The sequence below is a fragment of the Bacillus sp. JFL15 genome (genome assembly GCF_001184225.1).
Taxonomy (GTDB): domain Bacteria; phylum Bacillota; class Bacilli; order Bacillales; family Bacillaceae; genus Bacillus; species Bacillus siamensis.
Genome location: NZ_KQ236689.1, coordinates 302169 through 326642, shown reverse-complemented (window position 1 = coordinate 326642; position 24474 = coordinate 302169). Strand labels below are relative to the sequence as shown.

26 protein-coding genes and 2 other annotated features are annotated in these 24474 nt (G+C 47.2%); of the genes, 23 read left to right on the top strand and 3 right to left on the bottom strand.

Going from position 1 to position 24474, the window contains the following annotated elements:
- From hemL to ysxE, 3 genes are all read left to right on the top strand, one after another.
- On the top strand, window positions 1-1290 hold the full coding sequence (hemL, locus tag AD710_RS01580) for a glutamate-1-semialdehyde 2,1-aminomutase (protein ID WP_045510112.1): 1290 nt from the start codon (window positions 1-3) through the stop codon (window positions 1288-1290).
- Between the two features lie 132 nt (window positions 1291-1422).
- Entirely contained in the window at window positions 1423-2970 is a 1548-nt protein-coding gene (locus AD710_RS01575; RefSeq protein WP_049627117.1) for a LysM peptidoglycan-binding domain-containing protein, read from the top strand.
- A 33-nt stretch (window positions 2971-3003) separates the two neighbouring features.
- Window positions 3004-4026, top strand: coding sequence for a spore coat protein YsxE (gene ysxE, locus AD710_RS01570; protein WP_029575361.1), 1023 nt, complete (start codon window positions 3004-3006; stop codon window positions 4024-4026).
- A gap of 14 nt (window positions 4027-4040) precedes the next feature.
- On the opposite strand, the gene AD710_RS01565 is transcribed toward ysxE, so the two are convergent.
- On the bottom strand, window positions 4041-4232 hold the full coding sequence (locus tag AD710_RS01565; protein ID WP_045926471.1) for a hypothetical protein: 192 nt from the start codon (window positions 4230-4232) through the stop codon (window positions 4041-4043).
- 171 nt (window positions 4233-4403) lie between these two features.
- Window positions 4404-4625 (top strand) — a binding site (T-box leader).
- 58 nt (window positions 4626-4683) lie between these two features.
- On the opposite strand from AD710_RS01565, the gene AD710_RS01560 reads away from it, so the two are divergent.
- The 20 genes from AD710_RS01560 to pheA all read left to right on the top strand — a co-directional run bounded on the left by AD710_RS01560 (window position 4684) and on the right by pheA (window position 22663).
- Window positions 4684-7326, top strand: coding sequence for a valine--tRNA ligase (locus AD710_RS01560; protein WP_049627116.1), 2643 nt, complete (start codon window positions 4684-4686; stop codon window positions 7324-7326).
- A gap of 58 nt (window positions 7327-7384) precedes the next feature.
- Complete coding sequence (locus AD710_RS01555; protein WP_049627115.1) at window positions 7385-8677, top strand: bifunctional folylpolyglutamate synthase/dihydrofolate synthase; 1293 nt, start codon at window positions 7385-7387, stop codon at window positions 8675-8677.
- 138 nt (window positions 8678-8815) lie between these two features.
- Complete coding sequence (locus AD710_RS01550) at window positions 8816-9568, top strand: prepilin peptidase (protein WP_049627114.1); 753 nt, start codon at window positions 8816-8818, stop codon at window positions 9566-9568.
- A gap of 126 nt (window positions 9569-9694) precedes the next feature.
- Complete coding sequence (locus AD710_RS01545) at window positions 9695-10696, top strand: SPOR domain-containing protein (protein WP_049627113.1); 1002 nt, start codon at window positions 9695-9697, stop codon at window positions 10694-10696.
- Between the two features lie 144 nt (window positions 10697-10840).
- Window positions 10841-11410: a Maf family protein gene (locus AD710_RS01540; RefSeq protein WP_016938779.1), complete on the top strand. Its 570-nt coding sequence runs from the start codon at window positions 10841-10843 to the stop codon at window positions 11408-11410.
- 31 nt (window positions 11411-11441) lie between these two features.
- A complete protein-coding gene (gene radC, locus AD710_RS01535) occupies window positions 11442-12137 on the top strand; it encodes a RadC family protein (protein ID WP_016938780.1) in 696 nt (231 codons plus the stop codon).
- A 91-nt stretch (window positions 12138-12228) separates the two neighbouring features.
- Window positions 12229-13242, top strand: coding sequence for a cell shape-determining protein MreB (gene mreB / locus AD710_RS01530; protein ID WP_003152647.1), 1014 nt, complete (start codon window positions 12229-12231; stop codon window positions 13240-13242).
- 30 nt (window positions 13243-13272) lie between these two features.
- A complete protein-coding gene (mreC, locus tag AD710_RS01525) occupies window positions 13273-14136 on the top strand; it encodes a rod shape-determining protein MreC (protein WP_016938781.1) in 864 nt (287 codons plus the stop codon).
- Window positions 14133-14651, top strand: coding sequence for a rod shape-determining protein MreD (mreD, locus tag AD710_RS01520; RefSeq protein WP_016938782.1), 519 nt, complete (start codon window positions 14133-14135; stop codon window positions 14649-14651). The genes mreC and mreD overlap by 4 nt, the downstream gene beginning before the upstream one ends.
- Before the next feature lie 53 nt (window positions 14652-14704).
- The gene (gene minC / locus AD710_RS01515) at window positions 14705-15385 is read left to right on the top strand and encodes a septum site-determining protein MinC (RefSeq protein ID WP_016938783.1); all 681 of its coding nucleotides are present in this window, start codon (window positions 14705-14707) and stop codon (window positions 15383-15385) included.
- Between the two features lie 2 nt (window positions 15386-15387).
- A complete protein-coding gene (gene minD / locus AD710_RS01510) occupies window positions 15388-16191 on the top strand; it encodes a septum site-determining protein MinD (RefSeq protein WP_016938784.1) in 804 nt (267 codons plus the stop codon).
- Window positions 16192-16319: 128 nt separating this feature from the next.
- Window positions 16320-17123: a M23 family metallopeptidase gene (locus AD710_RS01505; RefSeq protein WP_016938785.1), complete on the top strand. Its 804-nt coding sequence runs from the start codon at window positions 16320-16322 to the stop codon at window positions 17121-17123.
- On the top strand, window positions 17116-17982 hold the full coding sequence (locus AD710_RS01500) for a M50 family metallopeptidase (RefSeq protein WP_047475540.1): 867 nt from the start codon (window positions 17116-17118) through the stop codon (window positions 17980-17982). The genes AD710_RS01505 and AD710_RS01500 overlap by 8 nt, the downstream gene beginning before the upstream one ends.
- 60 nt (window positions 17983-18042) lie before the next feature.
- Window positions 18043-18116, top strand: a sequence feature (ribosomal protein L21 leader region).
- A 13-nt stretch (window positions 18117-18129) separates the two neighbouring features.
- Window positions 18130-18438, top strand: coding sequence for a 50S ribosomal protein L21 (gene rplU, locus AD710_RS01495; RefSeq protein WP_016938787.1), 309 nt, complete (start codon window positions 18130-18132; stop codon window positions 18436-18438).
- A 2-nt stretch (window positions 18439-18440) separates the two neighbouring features.
- Window positions 18441-18782 (top strand): ribosomal-processing cysteine protease Prp, encoded by a 342-nt coding sequence (locus tag AD710_RS01490; protein ID WP_012118103.1) that lies wholly within the window; start codon window positions 18441-18443, stop codon window positions 18780-18782.
- Between the two features lie 12 nt (window positions 18783-18794).
- Window positions 18795-19079 carry a 50S ribosomal protein L27 gene (rpmA, locus tag AD710_RS01485; protein WP_003152662.1) on the top strand — a complete coding sequence of 95 codons (285 nt, stop codon included), beginning with the start codon at window positions 18795-18797 and terminating at the stop codon, window positions 19077-19079.
- A 317-nt stretch (window positions 19080-19396) separates the two neighbouring features.
- Window positions 19397-19975, top strand: a complete 579-nt coding sequence (locus AD710_RS01480; RefSeq protein WP_003152664.1) for a sporulation initiation phosphotransferase B — start codon at window positions 19397-19399, stop codon at window positions 19973-19975.
- 31 nt (window positions 19976-20006) lie between these two features.
- Window positions 20007-21293, top strand: a complete 1287-nt coding sequence (obgE, locus tag AD710_RS01475) for a GTPase ObgE (RefSeq protein WP_049627112.1) — start codon at window positions 20007-20009, stop codon at window positions 21291-21293.
- A 53-nt stretch (window positions 21294-21346) separates the two neighbouring features.
- Window positions 21347-21790: a transcriptional regulator ThrR gene (gene thrR / locus AD710_RS01470; RefSeq protein WP_016938790.1), complete on the top strand. Its 444-nt coding sequence runs from the start codon at window positions 21347-21349 to the stop codon at window positions 21788-21790.
- Between the two features lie 15 nt (window positions 21791-21805).
- Window positions 21806-22663, top strand: coding sequence for a prephenate dehydratase (gene pheA / locus AD710_RS01465; RefSeq protein ID WP_016938791.1), 858 nt, complete (start codon window positions 21806-21808; stop codon window positions 22661-22663).
- Between the two features lie 25 nt (window positions 22664-22688).
- Here the strand turns inward: pheA and AD710_RS01460 are convergent, their stop codons facing one another.
- Complete coding sequence (locus tag AD710_RS01460; RefSeq protein WP_047475543.1) at window positions 22689-23231, bottom strand: transcription repressor NadR; 543 nt, start codon at window positions 23229-23231, stop codon at window positions 22689-22691.
- Entirely contained in the window at window positions 23228-24379 is a 1152-nt protein-coding gene (locus AD710_RS01455; RefSeq protein WP_049627111.1) for an IscS subfamily cysteine desulfurase, read from the bottom strand. Before AD710_RS01455 ends, AD710_RS01460 begins: the two co-directional genes overlap by 4 nt.
- Window positions 24380-24474 lie beyond the last annotated feature (95 nt).

Below are 24474 nucleotides of genomic sequence, written 5' to 3'. Positions count from 1 at the left end.
ATGAGAAGCTATGAAAAATCAAAAGCCGCTTTTAAAGAAGCGCAGAAACTGATGCCGGGCGGAGTGAACAGTCCGGTGCGCGCGTTTAAATCAGTTGATATGGATCCGATTTTTATGCAGCGCGGCAAAGGATCGAAAATTTTTGATATTGACGGCAATGAATATATTGACTATGTGCTGAGCTGGGGACCGCTCATTTTGGGCCACACCAATGACCGCGTCGTTGAAAGCCTGAAAAAAGTAGCAGAAAACGGGACAAGTTTCGGGGCATCCACTGAAGTGGAAAACGAACTGGCCAAATTGGTCATTGACCGTGTGCCGTCTGTTGAAATCGTGCGGATGGTCAGCTCCGGCACAGAGGCGACAATGAGCGCCCTTCGTCTGGCAAGAGGATATACTGGCCGCAACAAAATTTTAAAATTCGAAGGCTGTTACCACGGCCACGGTGATTCACTGCTGATCAAAGCGGGATCGGGAGTGGCGACACTCGGTCTTCCGGACAGCCCGGGCGTACCTGAAGGGATTGCGATGAATACGATTACCGTTCCGTACAACGATTTGGAAAGCGTTGCACTCGCATTCCGGGAGTACGGTGAAGATATCGCCGGAGTCATTGTTGAGCCGGTAGCCGGCAATATGGGCGTTGTTCCGCCGCAGGAAGGGTTTTTACAAGGGCTTCGTGACATTACGGAACAAAATGGCGCGCTGCTCATTTTTGATGAGGTTATGACCGGTTTTCGCGTGGACTATAACTGTGCGCAAGGATATTTCGGCGTGACGCCTGATTTAACTTGTCTCGGCAAAGTCATCGGCGGCGGTCTTCCTGTCGGTGCGTATGGCGGCAAAGCCGAAATCATGGAAAGAATCGCTCCGAGCGGTCCGATCTACCAAGCGGGAACCTTGTCAGGAAATCCGCTTGCCATGACAGCGGGACTTGAGACGTTACAGCAGCTCACACCTGAATCTTATCAAGAATTTGTGAAAAAAGGCGATATGCTTGAAGAAGGCATTTCAAAAGCCGCTGAAGCACATGGGATTCCGCACACGTTTAACCGTGCGGGTTCAATGATCGGATTCTTTTTCACAAACGAGCCTGTCATTAACTATGAAACAGCCAAATCATCTGATTTAAAGCTGTTCGCCAAATATTATAAAGGGATGGCTGACGCAGGCGTATTTCTGCCGCCGTCTCAATTTGAAGGATTGTTTCTCTCCACTGCGCATACAATGGAGGATATCGAAAAAACCATTCAAGCCGCTGAGAAAGTGTTCCAGACGATCAGCCGCTGATACCGAAAAGCCGATGCAAGCAAGTCTTGTATCGGCTTTTTTCAATGCCTCCTTTATCATATTTATCCATATTGCGGCATACACCTTTAGTGACATCTAATTGTAAGGATTAGATGAAAGGAGGATATGAACTTGCCGCATAATCACCGGTTGCAATTTTCTGTTGAAGAATCAATCTGTTTCCAAAAAGGACAGGAAGTTTCTGAATTACTTTCGATTTCATTAGACCCGGATATCAGGGTGCAGGAAGTAAATGATTATGTCTCAATTAAAGGATCATTAGAACTTACTGGCGAGTACAACATAGATCACAGCAGTCAATTCGAAGAGCTTGGAAGAGAGCTGAGACATGTAGAGGAAGTGAGGGCGAGGGAGGATGGCACGGCTGAGCTCCTTCATTGCTTCCCGGTGGACATCACGATTCCGAAAAACAAAGTGAGCCACCTCAATGACGTTTTCGTTTTTATTGATGCCTTTGATTATCAGTTAACGGATTCAAGGATTTTAACCATTCAGGCTGATTTGGCAATTGAAGGGCTGCTTGAGGAATCCGAGCCAAAAGAGCCGGAGATCCCTCTGTATGTGGCGCCTGAATTTGCCAGAGAAGAAATGATCAATCTTGCTGACCATTGCTCTGAGGAAGAAAACGAACCTGAATTAGTGATACGCCAGAGGCCTGAAGAACCTCTGCCTGAAGATGAAGAACCCCTGGCTGTATCAGAAGAAGCGGCACAAGAAGCCGGGGAGAATGAGGAAGAGACTCCGCCTATACTCAGGCAGGAGGAAGAGGAAGAAGAGGAGGCTGAGGAAACTGAAGAACCTGCCCCTGTTCTGAGGCTGGAAGAGGCGCCGGAACCTGTCTCATATACTGAGCCTCCCCCTCCCGCTGCCATCCTGGAGGAAGAAGAGCCGGAAGAGGCTGAGGAGCTTGAGGAGCCTGCAATCATGGCGGCTGAGAGGAGTGAACCTGTATCTGAGGATGATTCAGCGGAAATGCTTGAAGAAACAGCAAATGATGTTGAACCGTTTTCCCCTGCTTTTACTCTGACCCCGCATGCCGATAAAGCAGAGATTGAGGAACAGCCCGTCCTTCAAAAAGAAGAGCAGCCTGAGGCTGAACCGCTTCTCCGTCAGAGTGATCAAGAGGAGGCGGAAGAAGCCGAAGATGAGCCTGCGGTTTTTGAAGAAGAGCAGGCGCCCGCTTATCGCGAGTTCGTTCCGGAACCGCGGGAAGAGGAGTTTTACAGCGCACCTAAGTTTCTTGAGGAAGAAGCTCAGGCTGATGAAGGATTTGAAGTTGAGGTGAGGAAGATGGCGCAGCCGGAGGAGGAAACCGGGGAGCCTCTTGATTTGTCCTTTCAGTTTTCCAAACTGCCTCCTGAGGAACCGGCGGCATCTGAGCCGCTTAAAGCAAGAGAGAATCAAGAAGCGGCACCGAAAACGGAGCAGAGGGAAAATGACAACTCTCATTATTTGACGAAATTATTTACCAGAGAAGAAGAAAAGTTTTCAAGAATGAAAATCTGCATCGTACAGCAGCAAGATACAATCGACCGGGTGTGTGAACGATATGACATCACATCCCAACAGCTCATCAGAACGAATGCTTTATCGTTTGATGACGAGCTGGAAGAAGGTCAGCTTCTGTATATACCTGAATATAATAACAGCCATGCGTAAGCACAAAGAGGCCGTAAAAATGTGGTGAATGGAATGGAAGCAGTCCAATCAGTGCTTCAGGAATACGGGCTGGCGGCCGAGTATATTGAGCCTGTCAGCCCGCATGTATGGAAAGTCTACTCAAACCACGGCATTTTTGCTTTGAAACAGCTCAAGCCGGCCCGCAGCAGTGAATTTACGGACTATATGATTGAGATTGAGGAGAAAGGCTACCGTTCATTTGTTCCGATCTACCGCACGCATGCAGGCGATTTTTTTGCGGGAAGCCGGACGGAGGCGTCTTATTATTTAATGCCCTGGCTTCAGTACGATCAGGAAGAAGAACGGGATCAAAAACATGTTTACCTTTTTAAAGAGGTGGCGAAGCTCCATTCCGCGACCGTGAGGGACATCCAAATCCGGACTGAAGACATCAGCGGCTTTTATGAACTGACGAAAAGAGATTGGGAAAATGATAAGCTCGTCTATGAACAATTTGCCGACCGGGCGGAAAAAGAGTGGTACCTTTCTCCTTTTGAATTGCAGGCTGTTACGTATCTTACAGAAACGGTTTCAGCCGTTAATTTTGCTCTTGAACGTCTGGAAGAATGGTTTGACGCGGCAAAGGATCATGACAAAACGAGAGCGGTGATCAATCACGGCAGCTTATCGAGCCGCCATTTTCTATATAATGATGTGGGAACGGGCTTTTTTACAAATTTCGAGAAAGCCGGGCTCGGACCTCCGCAAAATGATCTGCTCGGCTTTTACTCCAGAATGTTCAGAAGCTATCCGAAAGCGTGTCCGGAGTGCCTTGAATGGTTTTATACGTATCACAAATCATTCCCCCTCCGTGAAGCGGAAATCAGCCTGTTCCTCAGCTATATGGCTTATCCGAGCGGCATGTACAAAGTGCTGAAACGGTATCAAACCGCCCAAAGGGGTTCTGAGAAAGAAGAGTGCACGCAGTTATTAAGAGCGTTTTGGCAGATGAAAAATGTTGAACCTTTTCTCATGAAGGTGTATCAGATTGAGCAGGAGAAAAAAAGAAAGGCGGAAAACGAGTCCTCTTCATAGCGGGACTCGTTTTTTTATATCCATTCCAAATGCAGGGCGCATGCTAAAAACAGCAGGATGGCAAGCAGCAGGACGTCAAAAGTCGTCGGAAAGAAAATCGTCCTGATCCCCTGAAAGATCGTAATCGGTATAATGACTTGCGCTGATACAAGGCGGACCTGTCTGGCCCACGGGGGGAGCGAATAAGAATTGAATTTTTTTCTCACGGCAATTCCTCCTTACATTCGCCTTTCTTTGTATCGTATGTGAGGGAAAGGGCGGGGTGCATGCCCATTTATGTATGACGGCAGCGGTTTTTGGAAAAGATGATTGACGAAACAAAAACACTTTTACTATAATAAAGAACATAATAAATAAGATCATGAGCTGATATAAATACACCTGCTTTGAACGGGAAGAGTACAAGAAAGACGCATGAAGAGAGAGAAGCTACTGTGCTGAAAGGCTTCTTATGCCGTCTCATTGGAAGGTCGCCCGGGAGCATAATTTCTTGAACATACAGTAGAGAAATTCGGGCCGCACCCGTTATCCGTTTAAGTGCATGAACATATCTGTTCATGAAAAAAGGTGGTACCGCGAAAGAGCTTTTCGTCCTTTATCAGGATGAAGGCTCTTTTTTAGTTGCTCAGCCATTTCTAAACATGCTGGAGGGTTATCATGGATACAAACGAACAAACAATGCCGACAAAATATGATCCGTCTGCGATTGAAAAAGGCCGCTATGATTTTTGGCTGAAAGGAAAATATTTTGAAGCGGGCGGCGATCAAACGAAACAGCCGTATTCTGTCGTCATTCCGCCGCCGAACGTGACGGGCAGGCTGCACCTCGGTCATGCGTGGGATACGACGCTGCAAGATATCGTTACGCGTATGAAACGTATGCAGGGCTATGACGTGCTCTGGCTTCCGGGGATGGATCACGCCGGGATTGCCACTCAGGCAAAAGTCGAAGCGAAACTCCGCGAACAGGGTACAAGCCGCTATGACCTTGGCCGCGAAAAGTTTCTTGAAGAAACGTGGAAGTGGAAGGAAGAGTACGCTGATTTCATCCGCAGCCAATGGGCCAAAATGGGGCTCGGGCTCGATTATTCGCGCGAACGTTTTACTCTTGATGAAGGGCTGAACAAAGCCGTGCGAGAGGTATTCGTCAAATTGTACGAAAAAGGTTTGATTTACAGAGGCGAATATATCATCAACTGGGACCCTGCCACAAAAACGGCTTTGTCCGATATTGAAGTGATTTACAAAGACGTACAGGGCGCGTTTTATCATTTGCGCTATCCGTTAGCAGACGGTTCAGGCTCAATTGAAATCGCGACCACCCGTCCGGAAACGATGCTTGGCGACACGGCTGTCGCGGTTCATCCTGAAGATGAGCGCTACAAGCACTTAATCGGAAAAACGGTGATTCTGCCGATTACAAACCGCGAAATTCCGATCGTCGGCGATGATTACGTAGACATGGAATTCGGATCAGGAGCCGTTAAAATCACGCCTGCCCATGACCCGAATGACTTTGAACTCGGAAACCGCCACAATTTAGAACGGATTCTCGTCATGAATGAAGACGGAACAATGAATGAAAAAGCGCTGCAATATAACGGAATGGACCGGTTTGAATGCCGCAAAAAACTCGTCAAAGACCTTCAGGAGACAGGCGTTCTCTTTAAAATCGAAGACCATATGCATTCAGTCGGACACAGTGAGAGAAGCGGCGCCGTTGTTGAGCCGTATCTGTCCACACAATGGTTTGTCAAAATGCAGCCGCTGGCCGATGCGGCGGTTGACCTTCAGTCGAAAGAAGAGAAAGTTCACTTCGTTCCTGACCGTTTCGAGAAAACGTACCTGCACTGGATGGAAAACATCCGTGATTGGTGTATTTCCCGTCAGCTTTGGTGGGGCCACCGCATTCCGGCTTGGTATCATAAAGAAACAAAAGAAGTGTATGTCGGCCTTGAAGCGCCTGAGGACAGCGAAAATTGGGAACAGGATTCAGACGTGCTTGATACATGGTTCAGCTCCGCGCTGTGGCCGTTTTCTACAATGGGCTGGCCTGATGGAAATGCTGAAGACTTTAAGCGTTATTACTCAACCGATGTGCTTGTGACAGGGTATGACATCATCTTCTTCTGGGTATCCCGGATGATTTTCCAAGGTCTTGAGTTTACAGGTGAGCGCCCGTTCAAAGACGTGCTGATCCACGGCTTAATCCGTGACGAGCAGGGCAGAAAAATGAGTAAATCCCTTGGGAACGGCGTTGATCCGATGGATGTCATCGATAAGTACGGAGCGGATTCACTGCGCTACTTCCTGGCAACCGGAAGCTCACCTGGACAGGATCTCCGTTTCAGCTATGAAAAAGTGGAATCCACATGGAATTTCGCAAATAAAATTTGGAACGCCTCCCGTTTTGCTTTAATGAACATGGACGGCATGACGTGTGACGAACTTGATCTGTCTGGTGAAAAATCAGTTGCTGATAAGTGGATTCTTACAAGACTGAATGAAACGATTGAAGACGTAACCCAGCTTGCGGATCGTTATGAATTCGGAGAAGTCGGACGCCATCTGTACAACTTTATCTGGGACGATGTGTGCGACTGGTATATCGAAATGGCGAAGCTTCCGCTGTACGGGGAAGACGAAGCGGCGAAGAAAACAACCCGCTCTGTTCTTGCTTACGTGCTTGACCAGACGATGCGTCTTCTGCACCCGTTTATGCCGTTCTTAACAGAGGAAATCTGGCAGCACCTTCCTCATGAAGGCGAGTCAATCACGATCAGCTCTTGGCCTGTTCCGGTTCCGGAACATACGGACAAAGAGGCAGCGGCGGATATGAAACTGCTTGTTGAATTAATCCGTTCTGTCCGCAATATCCGTAGCGAAGTTAACACGCCGATGAGCAAGCAGGTTGAACTTTACATTAAAACATCTACGGAAGATATTGCCGGACGCCTTGAGAAGAACCGTTCTTACGTTGAGCGTTTCACGAATCCGAGCACGCTGAAAATCGGGACGGATATCACCGCGGCAGACAAAGCGATGACAGCTGTCGTCACCGGAGCGGAAGTGATTCTGCCGCTTGAAGGGCTGATTAACATTGATGAGGAAATCGCCCGTCTGCAAAAAGAATTCGACAAGCTGACAAAAGAAGTCGAACGCGTTCAGAAAAAACTCGGCAACGAAGGATTCATCAAAAAAGCTCCTGAGCAAGTCATTGAAGAAGAACGCGCAAAAGAGAAAGACTACACGGCAAAACGCGAAGCTGTCCGGCAGCGGATCGCAGAGCTGAAAGGCTGATAAAACAGCGGGGCGGTTTCCTAAGAAACCGCCTTGTTGTATAAAAGAGGGGATTTCATTGTTTAATACGTACAAAGAAGCGATCAGCTGGATTCACGGCAGACTTAAGTTCGGCGTTAAGCCGGGCCTTCTCCGTATGGAAAGGCTGATGGAAAAATTGGAACATCCGGAAAAGAACATCCGCGCCATTCATGTCGCGGGCACAAACGGCAAAGGCTCCACCGTCTCTTTTATCCGTTCCGTGCTTCAAGAAGCCGGTTATACGGTCGGCACATTCACATCTCCCTACATCATTACGTTCAATGAGCGTATCAGCGTAAACGGCACGCCGATTTCTGATGAGGAATGGAGAGCGCTCGTTAATGAAATCAAACCGATAGTCGATGAGATTGATAAAACCGATGCCGGAACGGTGACAGAATTTGAAATCATTACAGCGTGTGCATTTTTATATTTTGCGAAGCGGGATGATATCGATTTTGTCATTTTTGAAGCGGGGCTCGGCGGCACATTCGATTCAACCAATATTGTGAAACCGCTTTTGTCGGTCATTACAAGCATCGGACATGACCATATGGCGATTTTAGGCAATACCATCGAGGAGATCGCCGGGCAGAAAGCCGGTATTATTAAAAATGCCACTCCGGTCATTACGGGTGTCAATCAGCCGGAAGCACTCGGCGTTATTGAAGCGGAGGCCGAAGAAAAGCAGGCTCCGTGCCAGTCGCTATATAAAACATGCAGACTGTTTAATGGTGCGGCGCTTCCGTCCGGCGAAAGCTTTTCGCTGGAAACGGAAACGAAATGTTATGAGGACGTTCAAACGTCGCTGATCGGCATTCATCAAAGGCAGAATGCGGCCTTGGCGATATTGGCCGCTGAATGGCTGAATCGCCTGAAAATCACTGCCATTTCTGAAGAAGCATTGCGAAACGGTCTGAAAAAAGCTTCATGGCCGGGCCGGTTTGAACGGCTTCAAAGCCGCCCTTTAGTGTTTGCGGACGGCGCCCATAATGAAGAAGGCGTTGATACGCTGACAGAAACGGTCAGGCAGCGATTTGCTGATAAAAGTGTCCATGTCGTATTCAGCGCATTAAAAGACAAACCGTATCAGGAAATGATTAAAAAGCTTGAAACCGAAGCAGATTCCATTCATTTTGCGTCATTTGACTTTCCGCGTGCCGCAAGCGCCGAAGACCTTTACAATGCAAGCGGTCTTGCGGATAAGACCTTTGATGAGAACCCGGACAGTGTGAAAGAGTGGATAGAACAAAAAGACGGAGCGGATGATGTCATCATCATTACCGGTTCTCTATATTTTATTTCAGAAATGAGAAAGCGGCTGATTTGACAGCCCCTGGAACACCCGGCAAGCCATTTTACGGTTTTGCCGGGTGTTTTTATGAGAAAACACATTTTCAGCCATTTCAGGCATGGTATTTTTCTATGCTACAATCTGAGCCAGATTGATAGAAAAGGTGTGGTCTGAATGCTTTTCATTCTGTTTGTTCTCGGTCTGATTTTCGGTTCTTTTTTTTATACAGTCGCATGCCGTATTCCGCTTCGAATCTCGGTTATTTCGCCGCGCTCATCCTGTTCGTTCTGCGGCTTGCCGCTCTCCTGGGGGGAGCTTGTGCCCGTTGTTTCCTATATCTTGCAAAGAGGAAGGTGCAGACACTGCCGTGCGAAGCTGTCAGTGATGTATCCGGCAGCGGAATGCTGGACGGCATGTTTATTCACGGCTGCCGGTATCCATTTCGGTTTCTCAAAAGAGCTGCTAATCGCGCTGTTATTTTTGTCTCTGCTGATGATTGTTACTGTGACGGATCTGCAATATATGCTGATTCCTGACAAGGTTCTGCTGTTTTTTCTTCCGCTTTTTATCGCCGGCCGTATTTTTTCTCCGCTGGATTCATGGTATGCGGGGTTTGCCGGAGCTGTTTGCGGATTTGCTCTGCTTGTTTTTATCATGTTTGTCAGTAAAGGAGGCATCGGCGCAGGTGATGTGAAGCTGTTTGGAGTGATCGGACTTGCGCTCGGCGTGAAGCTCGTCCTTATTGCATTCTTTCTTTCCGTTATAATCGGGTCCGTATACGGTATGTGCGCCGCAGCGGGAGGCAGGATTGGTAAAAAGCAGCCTTTCCCGTTTGCGCCGGCCATCGCAGCCGGGAGCGCCGTGAGTTACTTATACGGTGAAGAGCTGTTCGCGTTTTACATCACACTCGCTTCAGGCGGAGATTGAAAAATTTGGCGAACGTTTTTTGGACAAGACGACAAAAGTCTTGTTCTTTTTTTTTACGCCTATGCTAAAGTGTGAACCATGATCAGTTCAAGGTACGGCCAAGACGAATGCAAGGGGGAAGAGACGTTGAAAAAAAGGAAAAGCAAAAAGAACAGCAAAGCCAAAAACAATGCCCTTAAAGTAACAATTAACGGAAAAGAAGAAACGATGTATGGACAAGAAGGTGTGAATGAAGGCGGGGAGAAAACCGTCACATTTTCAAATTGGGAAGAAACAAAGAAGGCGGAGCAGGAGATTGCAGCATCTCATGAAGATCCGAAAGAAGAAGATTTCAATTGGGATGATGAGAAGAATCAAGAGGTATTTGAAGACGATCCGAAAGTCGTCCCGCCATACCAGAAGAAAAACACGGGTCCTCATTTTCCGAAAAAGAAGCAGCCGTCTTCTCCAGTTAAAAAAGCGGTCACGACAATTGCCGTTGCGGCTGTTTTAGGCACCGGCCTCGGCCTTGTCGCCTTAAATATGTCGGGAAGTAAAGAAGCCTCCGCCCCCGCCTCCGCTGACAAAGGTTCACAAGGACAGACGGTGAAAGCGGGAGACGTTTCAAAAGATAAATCAGAAACAAGCGGCACAGGAAAAGCGGAACAGTCAGACGGAAACTATAAAACATTTGCGGTGCAGGCCGGAAAATTTTCATCAGAAAAAGGAGCGCAAACGCTTGTTGACCAGCTGACTGAAAAAGGATACTCGGCTGTCTCTCTGGCAAAAGAAGACGGGTACACATATGTGATCGCGGGTCTTGCAGCGGAAAAAAGCTTATCACAGCAATTGGGCCAGACACTGATAGACCATGATTTTGAGGCTTGGGGCGGAAAAGAGCTCAGCTTTGCGGTCGATTCAGGATTGGAAGGCTCTTTTAAACAAGCATCTGAGCTCTCGGCCAAAGCGATTACCGGCAAAGATATTTCAAAAACGGATGTGGCTGAAGCAGCCAAGGCCGCAGACGGCGCAGACGCAGCTGACAAAAAGCAGAAAGAGGCCGTGCTTCAAGCGCTGAAAGAACTGGAAACGTCCGGTTCCGAATCCGGCTGGAAAGCTCAAAAACAGCTTTTAAGCGTTGTGAAATAATAATCTCTCAATTCCCGTCATCCGGCGGGATTTTTTATTTTGTCATCAAAAAGTTATTTTTCTGAAATTGTGGTTGCCCGTTTGATTTGGTAGGATAGACAAGTATCTTTTTTTTCTTAAGCAAACCCTGAAAGGATGACAATCATGACGAAACGCTTAATACTCGCATCACAATCTCCGCGAAGAAAAGAACTCCTTAATCTTCTTCAGATTCCTTACAGCATTATTGCGAGCCGCACAGATGAAAAATTAAATCGAAACCTTTCGCCGGAAGAAAACGTCCAATGTTTGGCCGAGCAAAAAGCCGGTGCTGTATTGGCCGAAAATCCCGATGCAGCCGTTATCGGCGCTGACACGATGGTGTGCATAGACGGCGAGTGCCTCGGCAAACCGCGTGACAGAGAAGAAGCGGCACACATGCTGCGGAGGCTTTCCGGCCGAAGCCATCAAGTCATTACGGCGGTCAGCATTCAGACGCATGACCGGAAAGAAACGTTCTGTGACACGACGGAAGTGACGTTTTGGCCGCTCAGTGAAGACGAAATACAGCTCTACATTGAAACTAAAGAACCGATGGATAAAGCAGGTGCATACGGCATCCAAGGAAAAGGCGCGCTTTTAGTGAAAAAAATAGACGGTGATTTCTATTCTGTCGTCGGGCTTCCTGTCGCTAAAACAATGAGAGCCCTGAAAGAATTTAATATAAAAGCTTGATGTTCAAACCGGGAAGGGGAACAAGGAGGGGTTGATCATCCGTGATCTGCCGTTAAAATTAAGAGATTTCCCCGAAAATGAAAAACCGAGAGAGCGGCTTCTGCACTTCGGAGCCGAACATCTGTCTAACAATGAACTGCTTGCCATCCTGCTGCGGACGGGAACGAAACACGAGTCCGTCATGAACCTCTCTCACCGGCTGCTGCGGACGTTTGACGGGCTTCGCCTGTTAAAAGGCGCTTCTGCTCAGGAGCTTTCCAGCATTCCCGGAATCGGCACGGTGAAGGCCGTTCAGATTCTTGCCGCAATTGAGCTGGGCAGCCGTATTCATAAGACAGCCGCAGGGGAGCACCGGGTCATCCGTTCTCCCGAAGACGGCGCGAAGTATGTGATGGAGGACATGCGCTTTTTATCCCAGGAGCATTTTGTCTGTTTATATTTAAATACTAAAAATCAAGTCATTCATAAACGCACCGTTTTTATCGGAAGTCTGAATTCATCTATTGTCCACCCGCGGGAGGTGTTTAAAGAAGCTTTCAAACGATCCGCCGCATCCTTCATTTGCGTTCACAATCATCCTTCAGGAGATCCTACACCGAGCAGGGAAGATATAGAGGTAACCAGGCGGCTTTTTGAGTGCGGAAATTTAATCGGCATCGAGCTGCTCGATCATTTGGTCATTGGTGACAAAAAATTTGTGAGTTTAAAGGAAAAAGGATATTTGTAACACTTTTTTTTTCGTTGATTTAAGATATAATAGATTTTATGAGTTTTTCCCTTTAGGGTATTTTTGCTTTAAGAAAGGAAGATACATACATATGTTCGGAATTGGTACAAGAGACCTTGGTATAGATTTGGGAACTGCGAATACGCTTGTGTTTGTTAAAGGTAAAGGAATTGTTGTGAGAGAGCCGTCAGTCGTTGCTCTGCAAACGGATACGAAATCGATCGTTGCGGTCGGTAACGATGCGAAAAACATGATCGGAAGAACTCCGGGCAACGTGGTTGCGCTCCGTCCGATGAAAGACGGCGTTATCGCTGATTATGAAACAACTGCGACAATGATGAAATATTACATTAATCAGGCTGTGAAAAATAAAGGATTATTTGCGAGAAAGCCGTACGTTATGGTGTGTGTGCCGTCAGGTATTACTGCCGTTGAAGAACGGGCGGTCATTGACGCGACAAGACAAGCGGGCGCACGCGACGCTTATCCGATTGAAGAACCGTTTGCAGCAGCAATCGGCGCGAATCTTCCTGTATGGGAGCCTACGGGCAGCATGGTCGTTGATATCGGAGGCGGAACAACTGAAGTGGCGATCATTTCATTAGGAGGCATTGTCACGTCTCAGTCAATCCGCGTAGCCGGTGACGAAATGGACGACTCAATCATCAGCTATATCAGAAAAACATATAATCTGATGATCGGTGACCGTACGGCGGAAGCCATTAAAATGGAAATCGGTTCAGCAGAAACCGGTGAAGAAAATGCGTCAATGGAAATCCGCGGCCGCGACCTTCTGACAGGTCTGCCGAAAACGATCGAAATCACGGGAACAGAAATTGCAAATGCCCTGCGTGATACAGTTCTTTCAATCGTTGACGCGGTGAAGAGCACGCTTGAAAAAACACCGCCTGAGCTGGCCGCTGACATTATGGACAGAGGTATTGTGTTAACCGGGGGAGGCGCCCTGCTCCGCAATCTCGACAAAGTCATCAGCGACGAAACGAAAATGCCTGTACTTATCGCTGAAGATCCGCTGGATTGTGTTGCGATCGGCACTGGAAAAGCACTGGAGCACATCCATCTTTTCAAAGGAAAAACAAGATAATCAGGAGTTAAATAGAAGAGGTGTATCACGATGCCGAACAAACGGTTAATGCTATTACTTCTGTGTATTATCATATTGGTGGCTATGATTGGATTCTCGCTGAAGAACGGCCGTAATACCACCTGGCCTGAAAAGCTGATCGGTGATACGACGGGAGTATTTCAAAATATTTTTCACACGCCTGCCGAATATTTTGCAGGGTTCTTCGGGGACATAAAAGACCTGAAAAACACGTACAAAGAAAACGAACGCTTAAGGCAAAAGCTGGACGGACAGACACAATATGAAGCGAAGCTCCAAGAACTCAAAGATGAAAACAAGAAGCTGCGTGATGAACTCGGACATGTCAAATCGATTTCCGACTATGATCCGATTTTAGCGACCGTTATCGCCAGAAATCCTGATCAATGGTACAAGCAGATCATGATCAATAAAGGAACAAAGCAGAAAGTGGCCAAGGACATGGCGGTCACAAACGAAAAGGGTGCGCTTGTCGGGAAGATCAAAAGCAGCGGACTCAACAGTTTCACATCAGCCGTTCAGCTGCTGAGCGATGTTGACCGCAATAACAGAGTGGCCACCAAAATCTCCGGCAAAAAGGGAAGCAAAGGCTACGGTTTAATTGAGGGGTATGATAAAAAGAAACAGACCCTGAAAATGACCATCCTTGAACCGGATGAAAAACGCGAAGTGAAAAAAGGCGACCTTGTGGAGACCTCCGGAACGGGCGGCGTATTTCCTCAAGGGCTGACGGTCGGCGAAGTAACCGATGTCGAATCAGATGCTTACGGCCTGACGAAAATCGCTTACGTTAAACCGGCTGCCAACTTGTATGATCTTGACCATGTCATCGTTGTCAATCGAAGCGTAGCAACAGGGGAGGAAGGATCGTGAAACGTTTCCTTCTCCCTTTGATTATGATTTTGGTCTTTTGTGCGGAAAGCATCTATACAGATCTGGTGCATTTTCCTTTCGTTTCCGACGAGCAGCAGGTCGTTCCGCATTTTCTTTTGCTTGCGCTGATTTTTATGTCCGCTTATATCAACCAAAAGCATGCGGTGATCTACGGTCTCATTTTCGGACTTCTTTATGACATCAATTATACGGGTGTTTTAGGCGTTTATATGTTTGGTTTTGCCGGTTTATGCTACCTGGCGGCCAAAGCGTTTAAAGTGCTGCAGACAAATGCCCTGATGGTCATTCTGGTCGCTGTGCTGAGCGTATGTGTGCTTGAATTTTACGTTTACGGCATTCAGACGTTAATCCGCAGCGGCACAATGACGTTTAACGACTTTGTCATTCAGCGGTTTTTGCCGACCGCTGTGCTGAATATTGCGGGAGCCATTATATTAGTCCTGCCCTTTAGGCTGTTTTATATAAGTCTGAAGAAAGAATTAAGAGATGAGTAAAAAGGATTTTATCTTTTTTTGACGAAAAGAGTATGTTGTTGAGGTGAACATTGATGAAGACCAAAAAGCAGCAATATGTAACAATAAAAGGAACAAAAAACGGCTTAACATTGCATCTGGATGATGCGTGTTCTTTTGATGAGCTTCTCGATGGTCTTCAAAATATGCTGTCGATTGAACAATATACTGATGGCAAAGGCCAAAAAATCAGTGTTCATATCAAACTCGGGCATCGGTATCTGTATCAGGAACAGGCAGAGCAGCTGACTGATCTGATCGCGTCAAAGAAAGATTTAGTCGTGCATTCAATTGACAGTGAAGTCATCGCCAAAGAAGAAGCGCAGCGGATGAAAGAGGAGCAGGAAATTGTTTCTGTTTCTAAAATCATCCGTTCAGGTCAGGTGCTTCACGTAACGGGAGATTTGCTTTTAATCGGAGATGTGAATCCCGGCGGTACGATCAGAGCCGGAGGAAATATATTTGTTCTCGGTTCATTAAAAGGGATTGCCCATGCGGGTTATAACGGAAATAACCGGGCTGTGATCGCCGCATCCGAAATGATGCCGACACAATTGAGGATCAATCATGTGTTAAATCGCTCCCCAGACCACATTCAAAAAGGGAACGACATGGAATGTGCTTATTTAGATACTGACGGAAATATGGTCATTGAACGCCTTCAACAATTGGCTCATTTAAGACCTGATCTAACAAGGCTTGAGGGAGGAATGTGAAATTGGGTGAGGCTATCGTAATAACTTCGGGAAAAGGCGGAGTAGGTAAAACAACAACATCTGCAAACCTCGGTACCGCCTTAGCCATTTTAGGGAAGCGCGTCTGTCTGGTAGACACAGATATCGGACTGCGCAACCTTGATGTCGTAATGGGTCTTGAAAACAGAATTATTTACGACTTAGTAGATGTAATTGAAGGCAGATGCAAGACGCATCAGGCGCTTGTCAAGGACAAACGTTTTGATGATCTGCTTCATTTAATGCCGGCTGCCCAGACAAGCGACAAAACGGCTGTTGTCCCTGAGCAGATCAAATCGCTTGTGCAGGAGCTCAAGCAGGAATTTGATTATGTCATTATCGATTGTCCGGCCGGAATTGAACAAGGCTATAAAAATGCCGTTTCCGGAGCTGATAAGGCGATTGTGGTGACGACGCCGGAAATATCAGCGGTTCGGGACGCTGACCGCATTATCGGACTTTTGGAGCAGGAAGATATTGAACCGCCGCGCCTCATCGTGAACCGCATCAGAAATCACCTCATGAAAAACGGTGACACGATGGATGTGGATGAGGTTGTTCATCATCTGTCTATTGATCTCCTCGGAATCGTTGCCGACGATGATGAAGTGATCAGAGCTTCAAATATCGGCGAACCGATTGCCATGAATTCTAAAAACCGCGCCAGCATTGCTTACCGCAATATCGCCCGGCGTATTTTAGGAGAATCCGTTCCTTTGCAGGTGCTTGAAGAGCAGCAAAAAGGGATGATGGCGAAAATCAAGTCGTTTTTCGGCGTGCGTTCATAAATATACTGGAATACAAAGATCTGATAAAGCCCAGCTTATCAGGTCTTTTTTGTTGTTCAACAGGGCGCATATTTGCAATGGACAAGGCATAGGATGTACAAACCCAACGATTGCAAAGGATGATGGCGATGAGTCACAGAGCTGATGAAATTAGAAAAAGACTGGCCAAAAGGAGAAAACCGCGCCCTGAACCAAAACGGACTTTCGTTCAAAATGCCCGACCGCAGAAGCCTCCCGCATGGCAGACGGTCAAGGAGCAGGAAAAGCACAGGCTCCTTCCGGACTATGAATATCAAACGGAACATCCGCCCGAATTTAACGGACGGCATCCGTTGATCAATGCTCATTCTATTATTTTGAAATGCCTGCTGGCCGCCTGTCTCGTACTGATTTCCGCTATCGCCTATAAAACTGACAAACTGCCGCTGAGTCAGATTAAACCGGCGATTGCACAAACCTTTCAAAAAGAATTTCAGTTTGCTGCCGTGAATCATTGGTTTGTATCCTCATTCGGAAACCCGCTCGCTTTTCTCACCCCGGGAACGAAAAAGAAGGACGGTCAGGTAGCGGTCAGCCAGGATATGGCTGTTCCCGCCGCGGGGAAAATCCAGCAAAACTTTCAGAATAACGGAGAAGGCGTCGTTGTTGAAACAGCCAGTGAAGCCATCGACAGCGTAAAAGAAGGCTACATTACGGAAGTGAGCAAAGATGAAAAAACAGGGCTGACGGTGAAGGTGCAGCATGCCGACAATACAAGCAGCATTTACGGCCGGCTCAAAGATGTTGACGTATCATTGTATGACTTTGTCGATAAAGGAAAAAAGATCGGTTCAATCAAGCTTAACGATAAAAGTAAAGGACAGTATTATTTCGCGATTCAGGATGGCGATAAATTCATAGATCCGATTCAGGTGATCACATTTGATGAATAAATGGCTCAGCCTTCTCTTCAAAATTCATGTCCATCCTTTTCTTTGGATTATCATGGGGCTTGGTCTTCTGACGGGGCACATTAAAGCGCTGCTGTGTCTTTTGCTGGTCGTATCCGTTCATGAGCTGGGGCATGCTGCTCTGGCTGTGTTTTTTTCGTGGCGCATTAAACGCGTCTTTCTGCTCCCTTTCGGCGGGACGGTTGAGGTGGAGGAGCACGGAAACCGGCCGCTTAAAGAGGAATTCGCGGTCATTCTGGCGGGCCCGCTCCAGCATGTGTGGCTTCAGGCGGCAGCCTGGCTCCTTTTTATGTCCGGCTTTACAAGTCAGCAGACATTTGAGATGTTTACCTTTTATAATCTCTCTATTCTCTTCATCAATCTTTTGCCGATCTGGCCGCTTGACGGCGGAAAGTTCGTGTTTTTATACTTCACTAAACAAATGGCTTTTCAAAAAGCGCATCTCCTCAGCCTGCAGACATCAGCCGTTTTTGCGCTTTTGCTCTGCTGCTGGATTGTTCTGGCCGTCCCCCTCCAGGTCAGCGCATGGGTGCTGTTCGTCTTTCTCGCCGCTTCTTTATGGGATGAATACCGCAAGCGGCATTATATTCAGCTGAGGTTTCTTTTAGAGAGATATTACGGTAAAAACCGCGATGTCGCCATGCTGCATCCTTTGACTGTCGCAGCCGATGCCAAAGTAAAGCATGTCATGGCCGAATTTAAACGGGGCTGCAAGCATCCCATTATCATAGAAAAAGCCGGCGAGAAGCTCAGCCAGCTTGATGAAAATGAAGTGCTTCATGCATATTTTGCCGATAAACGGACAGATTCCTCCATGGAAGACCTGCTGCTGCCTTACTAGAAATAGATTGACATATCTCTTTAGGTCTGATATATTTTTTAATGTTATGGATATGTAGCACCAATGCTACAACCGCTCGGGACAGGTGATAAGAGCTTTAAAGCCCCCTGTTGCTGGCGAGTCTTAGTCTAATAGGAGGTGCAGAGAATGTACGCAATCATTAAAACAGGCGGAAAACAAATCAAAGTTGAAGAAGGTCAAACTGTTTACATCGAAAAACTTGCTGCTGAAGCAGGTGAAACAGTGACGTTTGAAGACGTATTGTTTGTTGGCGGAGACAGCGTGAAAGTCGGCAACCCAACAGTTGCAGGCGCGACAGTTACAGCTAAAGTTGAAAAACAAGGCCGTGCGAAAAAAATCACTGTTTTCCGTTACAAGGCAAAGAAAAATGTTCATAAAAAACAAGGTCATCGTCAGCCTTATACTAAATTGACAATCGAAAAAATCAACGCGTAAGCATGATTGAGGCAACAATTCGAAGATCCCGAAATGACGGGGGCATTTTGTCCTTTGAAATGACGGGACATGCCGATTTTGCTGAACATGGACGAGATCTCGTTTGCGCCGGGGTTACGGCTGTCGTTTTCGGGGCGGTCAATGCGGTTATCGCGCTGGCTCCTCTCGAACCGATTCTTGATATAGGCGAGGACGGGGGTTATTTCTACTTTGAATTCCCTGAAGCCGCTGATCAGGAAGCTTTGCAAAAAGCGCAGCTGCTGATTGAAGGCATGATTGTTTCTCTTGAAACGATCGAGCGGGATTACAGTGAACACTTACGGTTGACTGCAAACCAAATATAGGAGGTGAGTTACATGCTTAGATTAGATCTTCAGTTTTTCGCTTCTAAAAAAGGTGTAGGTTCTACAAAGAACGGACGTGACTCTGAATCTAAACGTTTAGGCGCTAAACGTGCAGACGGTCAATTCGTAACAGGCGGATCTATCCTTTACCGTCAACGCGGAACGAAAATCTACCCAGGTGAAAACGTGGGCCGCGGAGGAGATGACACTCTTTTTGCAAAAATCGACGGAACTGTTAAATTCGAACGTTTCGGCCGTGACCGCAAAAAAGTGAGCGTATATCCTGTAGCTCAATAATGACACAAAAAACTCCGGTCGTTGACTGGAGTTTTTTTTGCAGTAAGCGGAGTAACATCAAGAATGAAAAGCAGAGGATGCGTGAGTGAACCCCGCCTTGAATGAGGACATCAGCTTCTCATACCCACTGGATATGTTCCCCAAGCAGTGATACCAAAAATGTTTCTGCCTGGCATCCGCAGTGCATGCGATCCGAAAAAGGAACATGATGAACCAGGAAAAACAAGTGTTTTTCTAACAAAGCCTTCTCTGTTATAATTCATAGTACACACTTATCAAGACTCCTAAAAAGAAATTAAACGATTGGGAGTGCGAAAATGAAGGATGTATCGAAGAAACAAGAAGAACCTGTAAGCGATGCGGCTCTGATTAATGAGCTGATCCAATTAATGGGCCATTTCCGTCATGATTGGATGAATAAGCTGCAGCTGATAAAAGGAAACTTAAGTTTGCAGAAGTATGACAGGGTCGTTGAAATAATCGACGAAATGGTCATAGATGCAAAGCACGAGTCAAAGCTCTCAAACCTGAAAACCCCGCACTTGGCGTTTGACTTTCTTACATTTAATTGGAAGTCCCGTTATATGAGGCTCGAATACGAAGTGCTCGGAGAAATTAAAGATTTATCGGCATATGATCAAAAGCTGTCGAACCTGATGAGAAAACTGTTTCATCTGTTCGGTCTGGCGGTAAGCAATGAAAGTGAAAATCATCTGACCGTATCGCTGCAGACGGATCACCCTGACAGACAGCTTATTGTATATCTCGATTTTCATGGAACGATTGCGAATGCAGATGTGTTTGATGAATTTCGCAAATCGCGGTATGAGGACTTTGATGTCATGCAATTTGAGCTGACCGGCCATGAATGTGTGGCCGAAATTGGAATGAACTAGCGGTTTTTTACGGTTTAGAACGGAGGATATTATGTTTGTAGATCAGGTGAAAGTATATGTAAAAGGCGGCGACGGCGGTAACGGAATGGTTGCGTTCCGCCGTGAAAAATATGTGCCGAAAGGCGGTCCTGCCGGCGGTGACGGAGGGAATGGAGGCGACGTCGTCTTTGAGGTTGATGAAGGATTGCGCACGCTTATGGACTTCCGGTACCAGCGCCATTTCAAAGCGATACGCGGCGAGCACGGCATGTCTAAAAACCAGCACGGCAGAAACGCGGACGATATGGTTGTTAAAGTTCCGCCCGGCACAGTCGTTACGGATGACGATACAAAACAGGTCATTGCCGATCTGACTGAACACGGACAGCGCGCCGTCATCGCAAAAGGCGGACGCGGCGGACGCGGGAATACTCGTTTTGCGACACCGGCTAACCCGGCACCGCAGCTGTCAGAGCACGGAGAGCCCGGAAAAGAGCGCTATATCGTGCTTGAACTGAAGGTGCTTGCAGACGTAGGTCTCGTCGGCTTCCCGAGCGTCGGAAAATCTACGCTTCTGTCTGTCGTTTCATCGGCAAAGCCGAAAATCGCCGATTATCATTTTACAACGCTTGTTCCGAATCTGGGCATGGTGGAAACGGATGACGGAAGAAGCTTCGTCATGGCGGATCTGCCCGGCCTGATTGAAGGAGCGCACGAAGGAGTCGGCTTAGGCCACCAATTTCTCCGCCATATCGAACGGACGCGCGTCATCGTTCATGTCATTGACATGTCAGCGATGGAAGGCCGTGATCCGTATGAGGATTATGTGACCATTAATCAGGAGCTCAGTGAATACAATCTGCGGCTGACGGAGCGTCCGCAAATTATCGTTGCGAATAAAATGGACATGCCAGAAGCGGCTGAAAATCTTAAAGCGTTTAAAGAAAAGCTTCGGGATGACCATCCTGTCTTCCCGATCAGCGCGGTGACGAGAGAAGGGCTCCGCGATCTTCTGTTTGAAGTCGCCAACCAGCTGGAAACAACGCCTGAATTCCCGCTGTATGATGAAGAAGAACTGGCGGAAAACCGCGTGATGTACACGATGGAAGATGAAGAAATTCCATTTAACATTACCCGTGATCCGGACGGTGCGTTTGTGCTTTCAGGTGACAGTCTGGAACGCCTCTTTAAAATGACTGACTTCTCCCGTGACGAATCCGTCAAGCGTTTTGCAAGACAGATGCGCGGAATGGGCGTTGATGAAGCGCTCAGAGAACGCGGGGCTAAAGATGGCGATATCATCCGGCTTCTGGAATTTGAATTTGAATTTATTGATTAAAAAGACGGAGAGCTTGCGATGCAGGCTCTCTGATGTAAGAGGGAGGGGTGCAGGTGAAAGAAGAGACATTTTATTTAGTGCGTGAAGACGTTCTGCCTGATGCGATGCGGAAAACCCTTGAAGTCAAAAAACTGCTGGACAGAAAAAAGGCTGAATCGGTTGCAGATGCCGTGCAGAAAGTTGATTTAAGCAGAAGCGCTTTTTACAAATACCGAGATGCGGTTTTCCCTTTTTACACGATGGTCAAAGAACAAATAATCACACTTTTCTTTCATTTGGAGGATCGGTCAGGCGCGTTGTCCCAGCTTTTGCAGGCGGTGGCTGACTCAGGAAGCAACGTGCTTTCCATTCACCAGTCGATTCCGCTTCAGGGCAGGGCGAATGTCACGCTCTCAATCAGCACATCCGCAATGGAAGAAAACATTCATACGTTAATGAATAAACTGAGAAAATTTGATTTTATAGAAAAAGTTGAGATCTTAGGGTCAGGCGCGTAAGGAGAGAAGAGAAACATGAGAGTCGGTTATTTAGGGCCAGAAGCCACATTTACACATCTAGCAGTCAGTTCCTGCTTTCAAAACAGCGTGACACAAGCACCTTATCATACAATACCTGCGTGCATGGATGCGGCGGTTGCGGGAGAAGTGGATCTTGCATTTGTTCCTTTGGAAAACGCGCTGGAGGGATCGGTTAACTTAACGATTGACTATTTGATTCATGAGCAGCCTCTTGCGATTGTGGGGGAAATGACGCTGCCGATTTACCAGCACCTGCTCGTTCACCCTTCGAGAGAAAATGAGTGGAAAAAGCTTGAGAAAATTTTTTCTCATTCACATGCGATTGCGCAATGCCACAAATTTCTTCATCGGCATTTTTCGTCTGTTCCTTATGAGTATGCGAAGTCAACAGGTGCGGCTGCTAAGTATGTGAGTGAGCATCCGGAACTTCCGATCGGCGTGATTGCGAATGAAATGGCGGCTGCTACATACGGATTGAGCATCGTGAAACGGGATATTCAGGATTATCAGGATAACCACACGAGATTCGTCATTCTTTCGCCTGAAAAAGACGTCTCATTTGAAGTGAATGCAAAACTGTCATCAAGATCGAAAACGACGATGATGGTGACGCTTCCCCAAGATGACCAATCAGGCGCACTGCACAGGGTGCTGTCCGCTTTTTCATGGAGAAACCTGAATTTATCAAAGATCGAATCGCGCCCGACAAAAACGGGTCTCGGCAACTATTTCTTTATCATTGATATTGAACAGGCGATGGATCAGGTGCTCATTCCCGGAGCCGTTCAAGAGATGGAAGCCCTCGGCTGCCGGGTCAAGCTTCTGGGAACATATCAATCCTATTCGATATAAAAAAAGCCCTTCTGGGGGCTTTTTTTTAATCTTTTATTAATATACCCGCCTCGTCTAAGGCTTGGCAGGCTTGATCAATCCGCTCTTTCGTCGGTGCGCTTAACGTATGGAGATGCACGCCTCCTGTCAGTTGTGAAAGGTAAGCGGCATTTGTCGAGTTAATGTGATCCATGAATTGTTTAACTTCTTTCCGTGTGCTGACTCTTATGGCAGCGGTTAAATCGCCGTATACGGGGTGTTCAATGATGACGTCCTTTATGGTGACCCCTTCATCGACGATGAGTTCAAGCTCTTCTTCCGTCCGCTCCGGGCCGTGCAGGCAGGCGACAATCCGTTCGGCGTTTTTTTCGCCGCCGGCATTCATGCTGATGTATAAATAGCCTTGGCTCGTTGCGATAATCGGTTCGCTTTTTGCTTTCAAGAGTGATATATCCTGCACGATCACCTGTCTTGAGACATTTGCTTTTTTGGCCAATTCGCCCCCTGTTAATGGTGAGCCGGCTTCTTTCAGCCATTGAAGCAGCATGTCTCGTCTTTTCGCCCCCGTAAGCTTCGTTCCTTCTGTCAAATTGCTGATTCTCCTTTCTTTTGCTCCCATAGCGCCGTAAATGTATGTATCAGCATATCGAGCTGTTCACATGTTGTTTCATTTCCGAATGAGATCCGGAAAAACTGCCGCGCTTCCCGTTCGGTTTTTCTCAGCGCCTTCATAGCTGAAGAAGGGCCGTGACTGCCGGCGGAACATGCGCTCCCGGTTGAGATGCAAATATCATTACGATTACATTCTAACATAACATATTGTCCTTCAAAGGAGTGAAAAAAACACCCGACAATGTGGGGCAGGCATTCACCGCCGGTTTCTTCCTCCGAAAATGTAATAGGGAGGCCCTGAAGCCGAATTTGTTCATAAAAATATTTCCTCAGCCTCTCTGCATGCTCACGGTGTTCCGCCATGTGTTTCACTGTATACTCCGCAGCAGCGGTAAAAGCGCCTATGGCCGGTACATTCACGGTACCGGGCCTGAACCCGTTTTCATGCACGGTATGCGGATAAACCGGCTTCCAGCTGACGCCGGGCCGAATGTAAACAGCCCCGGTGCCTTTCGGGCCGTATACTTTATGACCGGAGACGGAAAGGGCGTCGATTCCCGTCTGATCTGCATCAATCGGCAGTTTGCCGAAACTTTGAACACAATCGCAATGAAGCAAAATGTTTCGATGGTGAAGAAAAGCGGCCAGGCGATCCACTGGCTGGATGAGACCGGTTTCTGAATTGGCGTGCTGTATAGAAACAAGCCCCGTGTCAGGACGGATATGAGCCGCCAATATGTCCTCGGTTATAAGGCCGTTTCTGTCGGGGTAAATGACAGTGACTTCAATTCCCTGATCAGCTAAAAACGCCGCGGCATTATGGATCGAATGGTGTTCCATTGCGGTCGTAATAAAATGTTTTTTGTGAGAGGGAAGGCCATGCAGCAATGATTGGACGGCCAGAATGTTCGCTTCCGTGCCGCCGCTTGTAAAATAAATGCCGTCTGCCGCTCCGCCGATCAATTTTCCTGCAGACTGTCTGCAATATTCCAGCACATCCGCCGCTCTCCCTCCGGCATCATGAAGGCTGCTTGCATTTCCGAAAACTTCTGTACTGAGATGCTGAAAGACTTCCGCGGCTTTTTGGCTTAAAGGCGCTCCCGCCGCATAATCAAGATAAATCATACAAGCCGTCTCCTATCCGTTTATGTTAAAAAAAGCTTGAGTTTATTTTATCCTTGTGTAAATATAGGTGTCAAGACAGGTGTAAATATAACAGG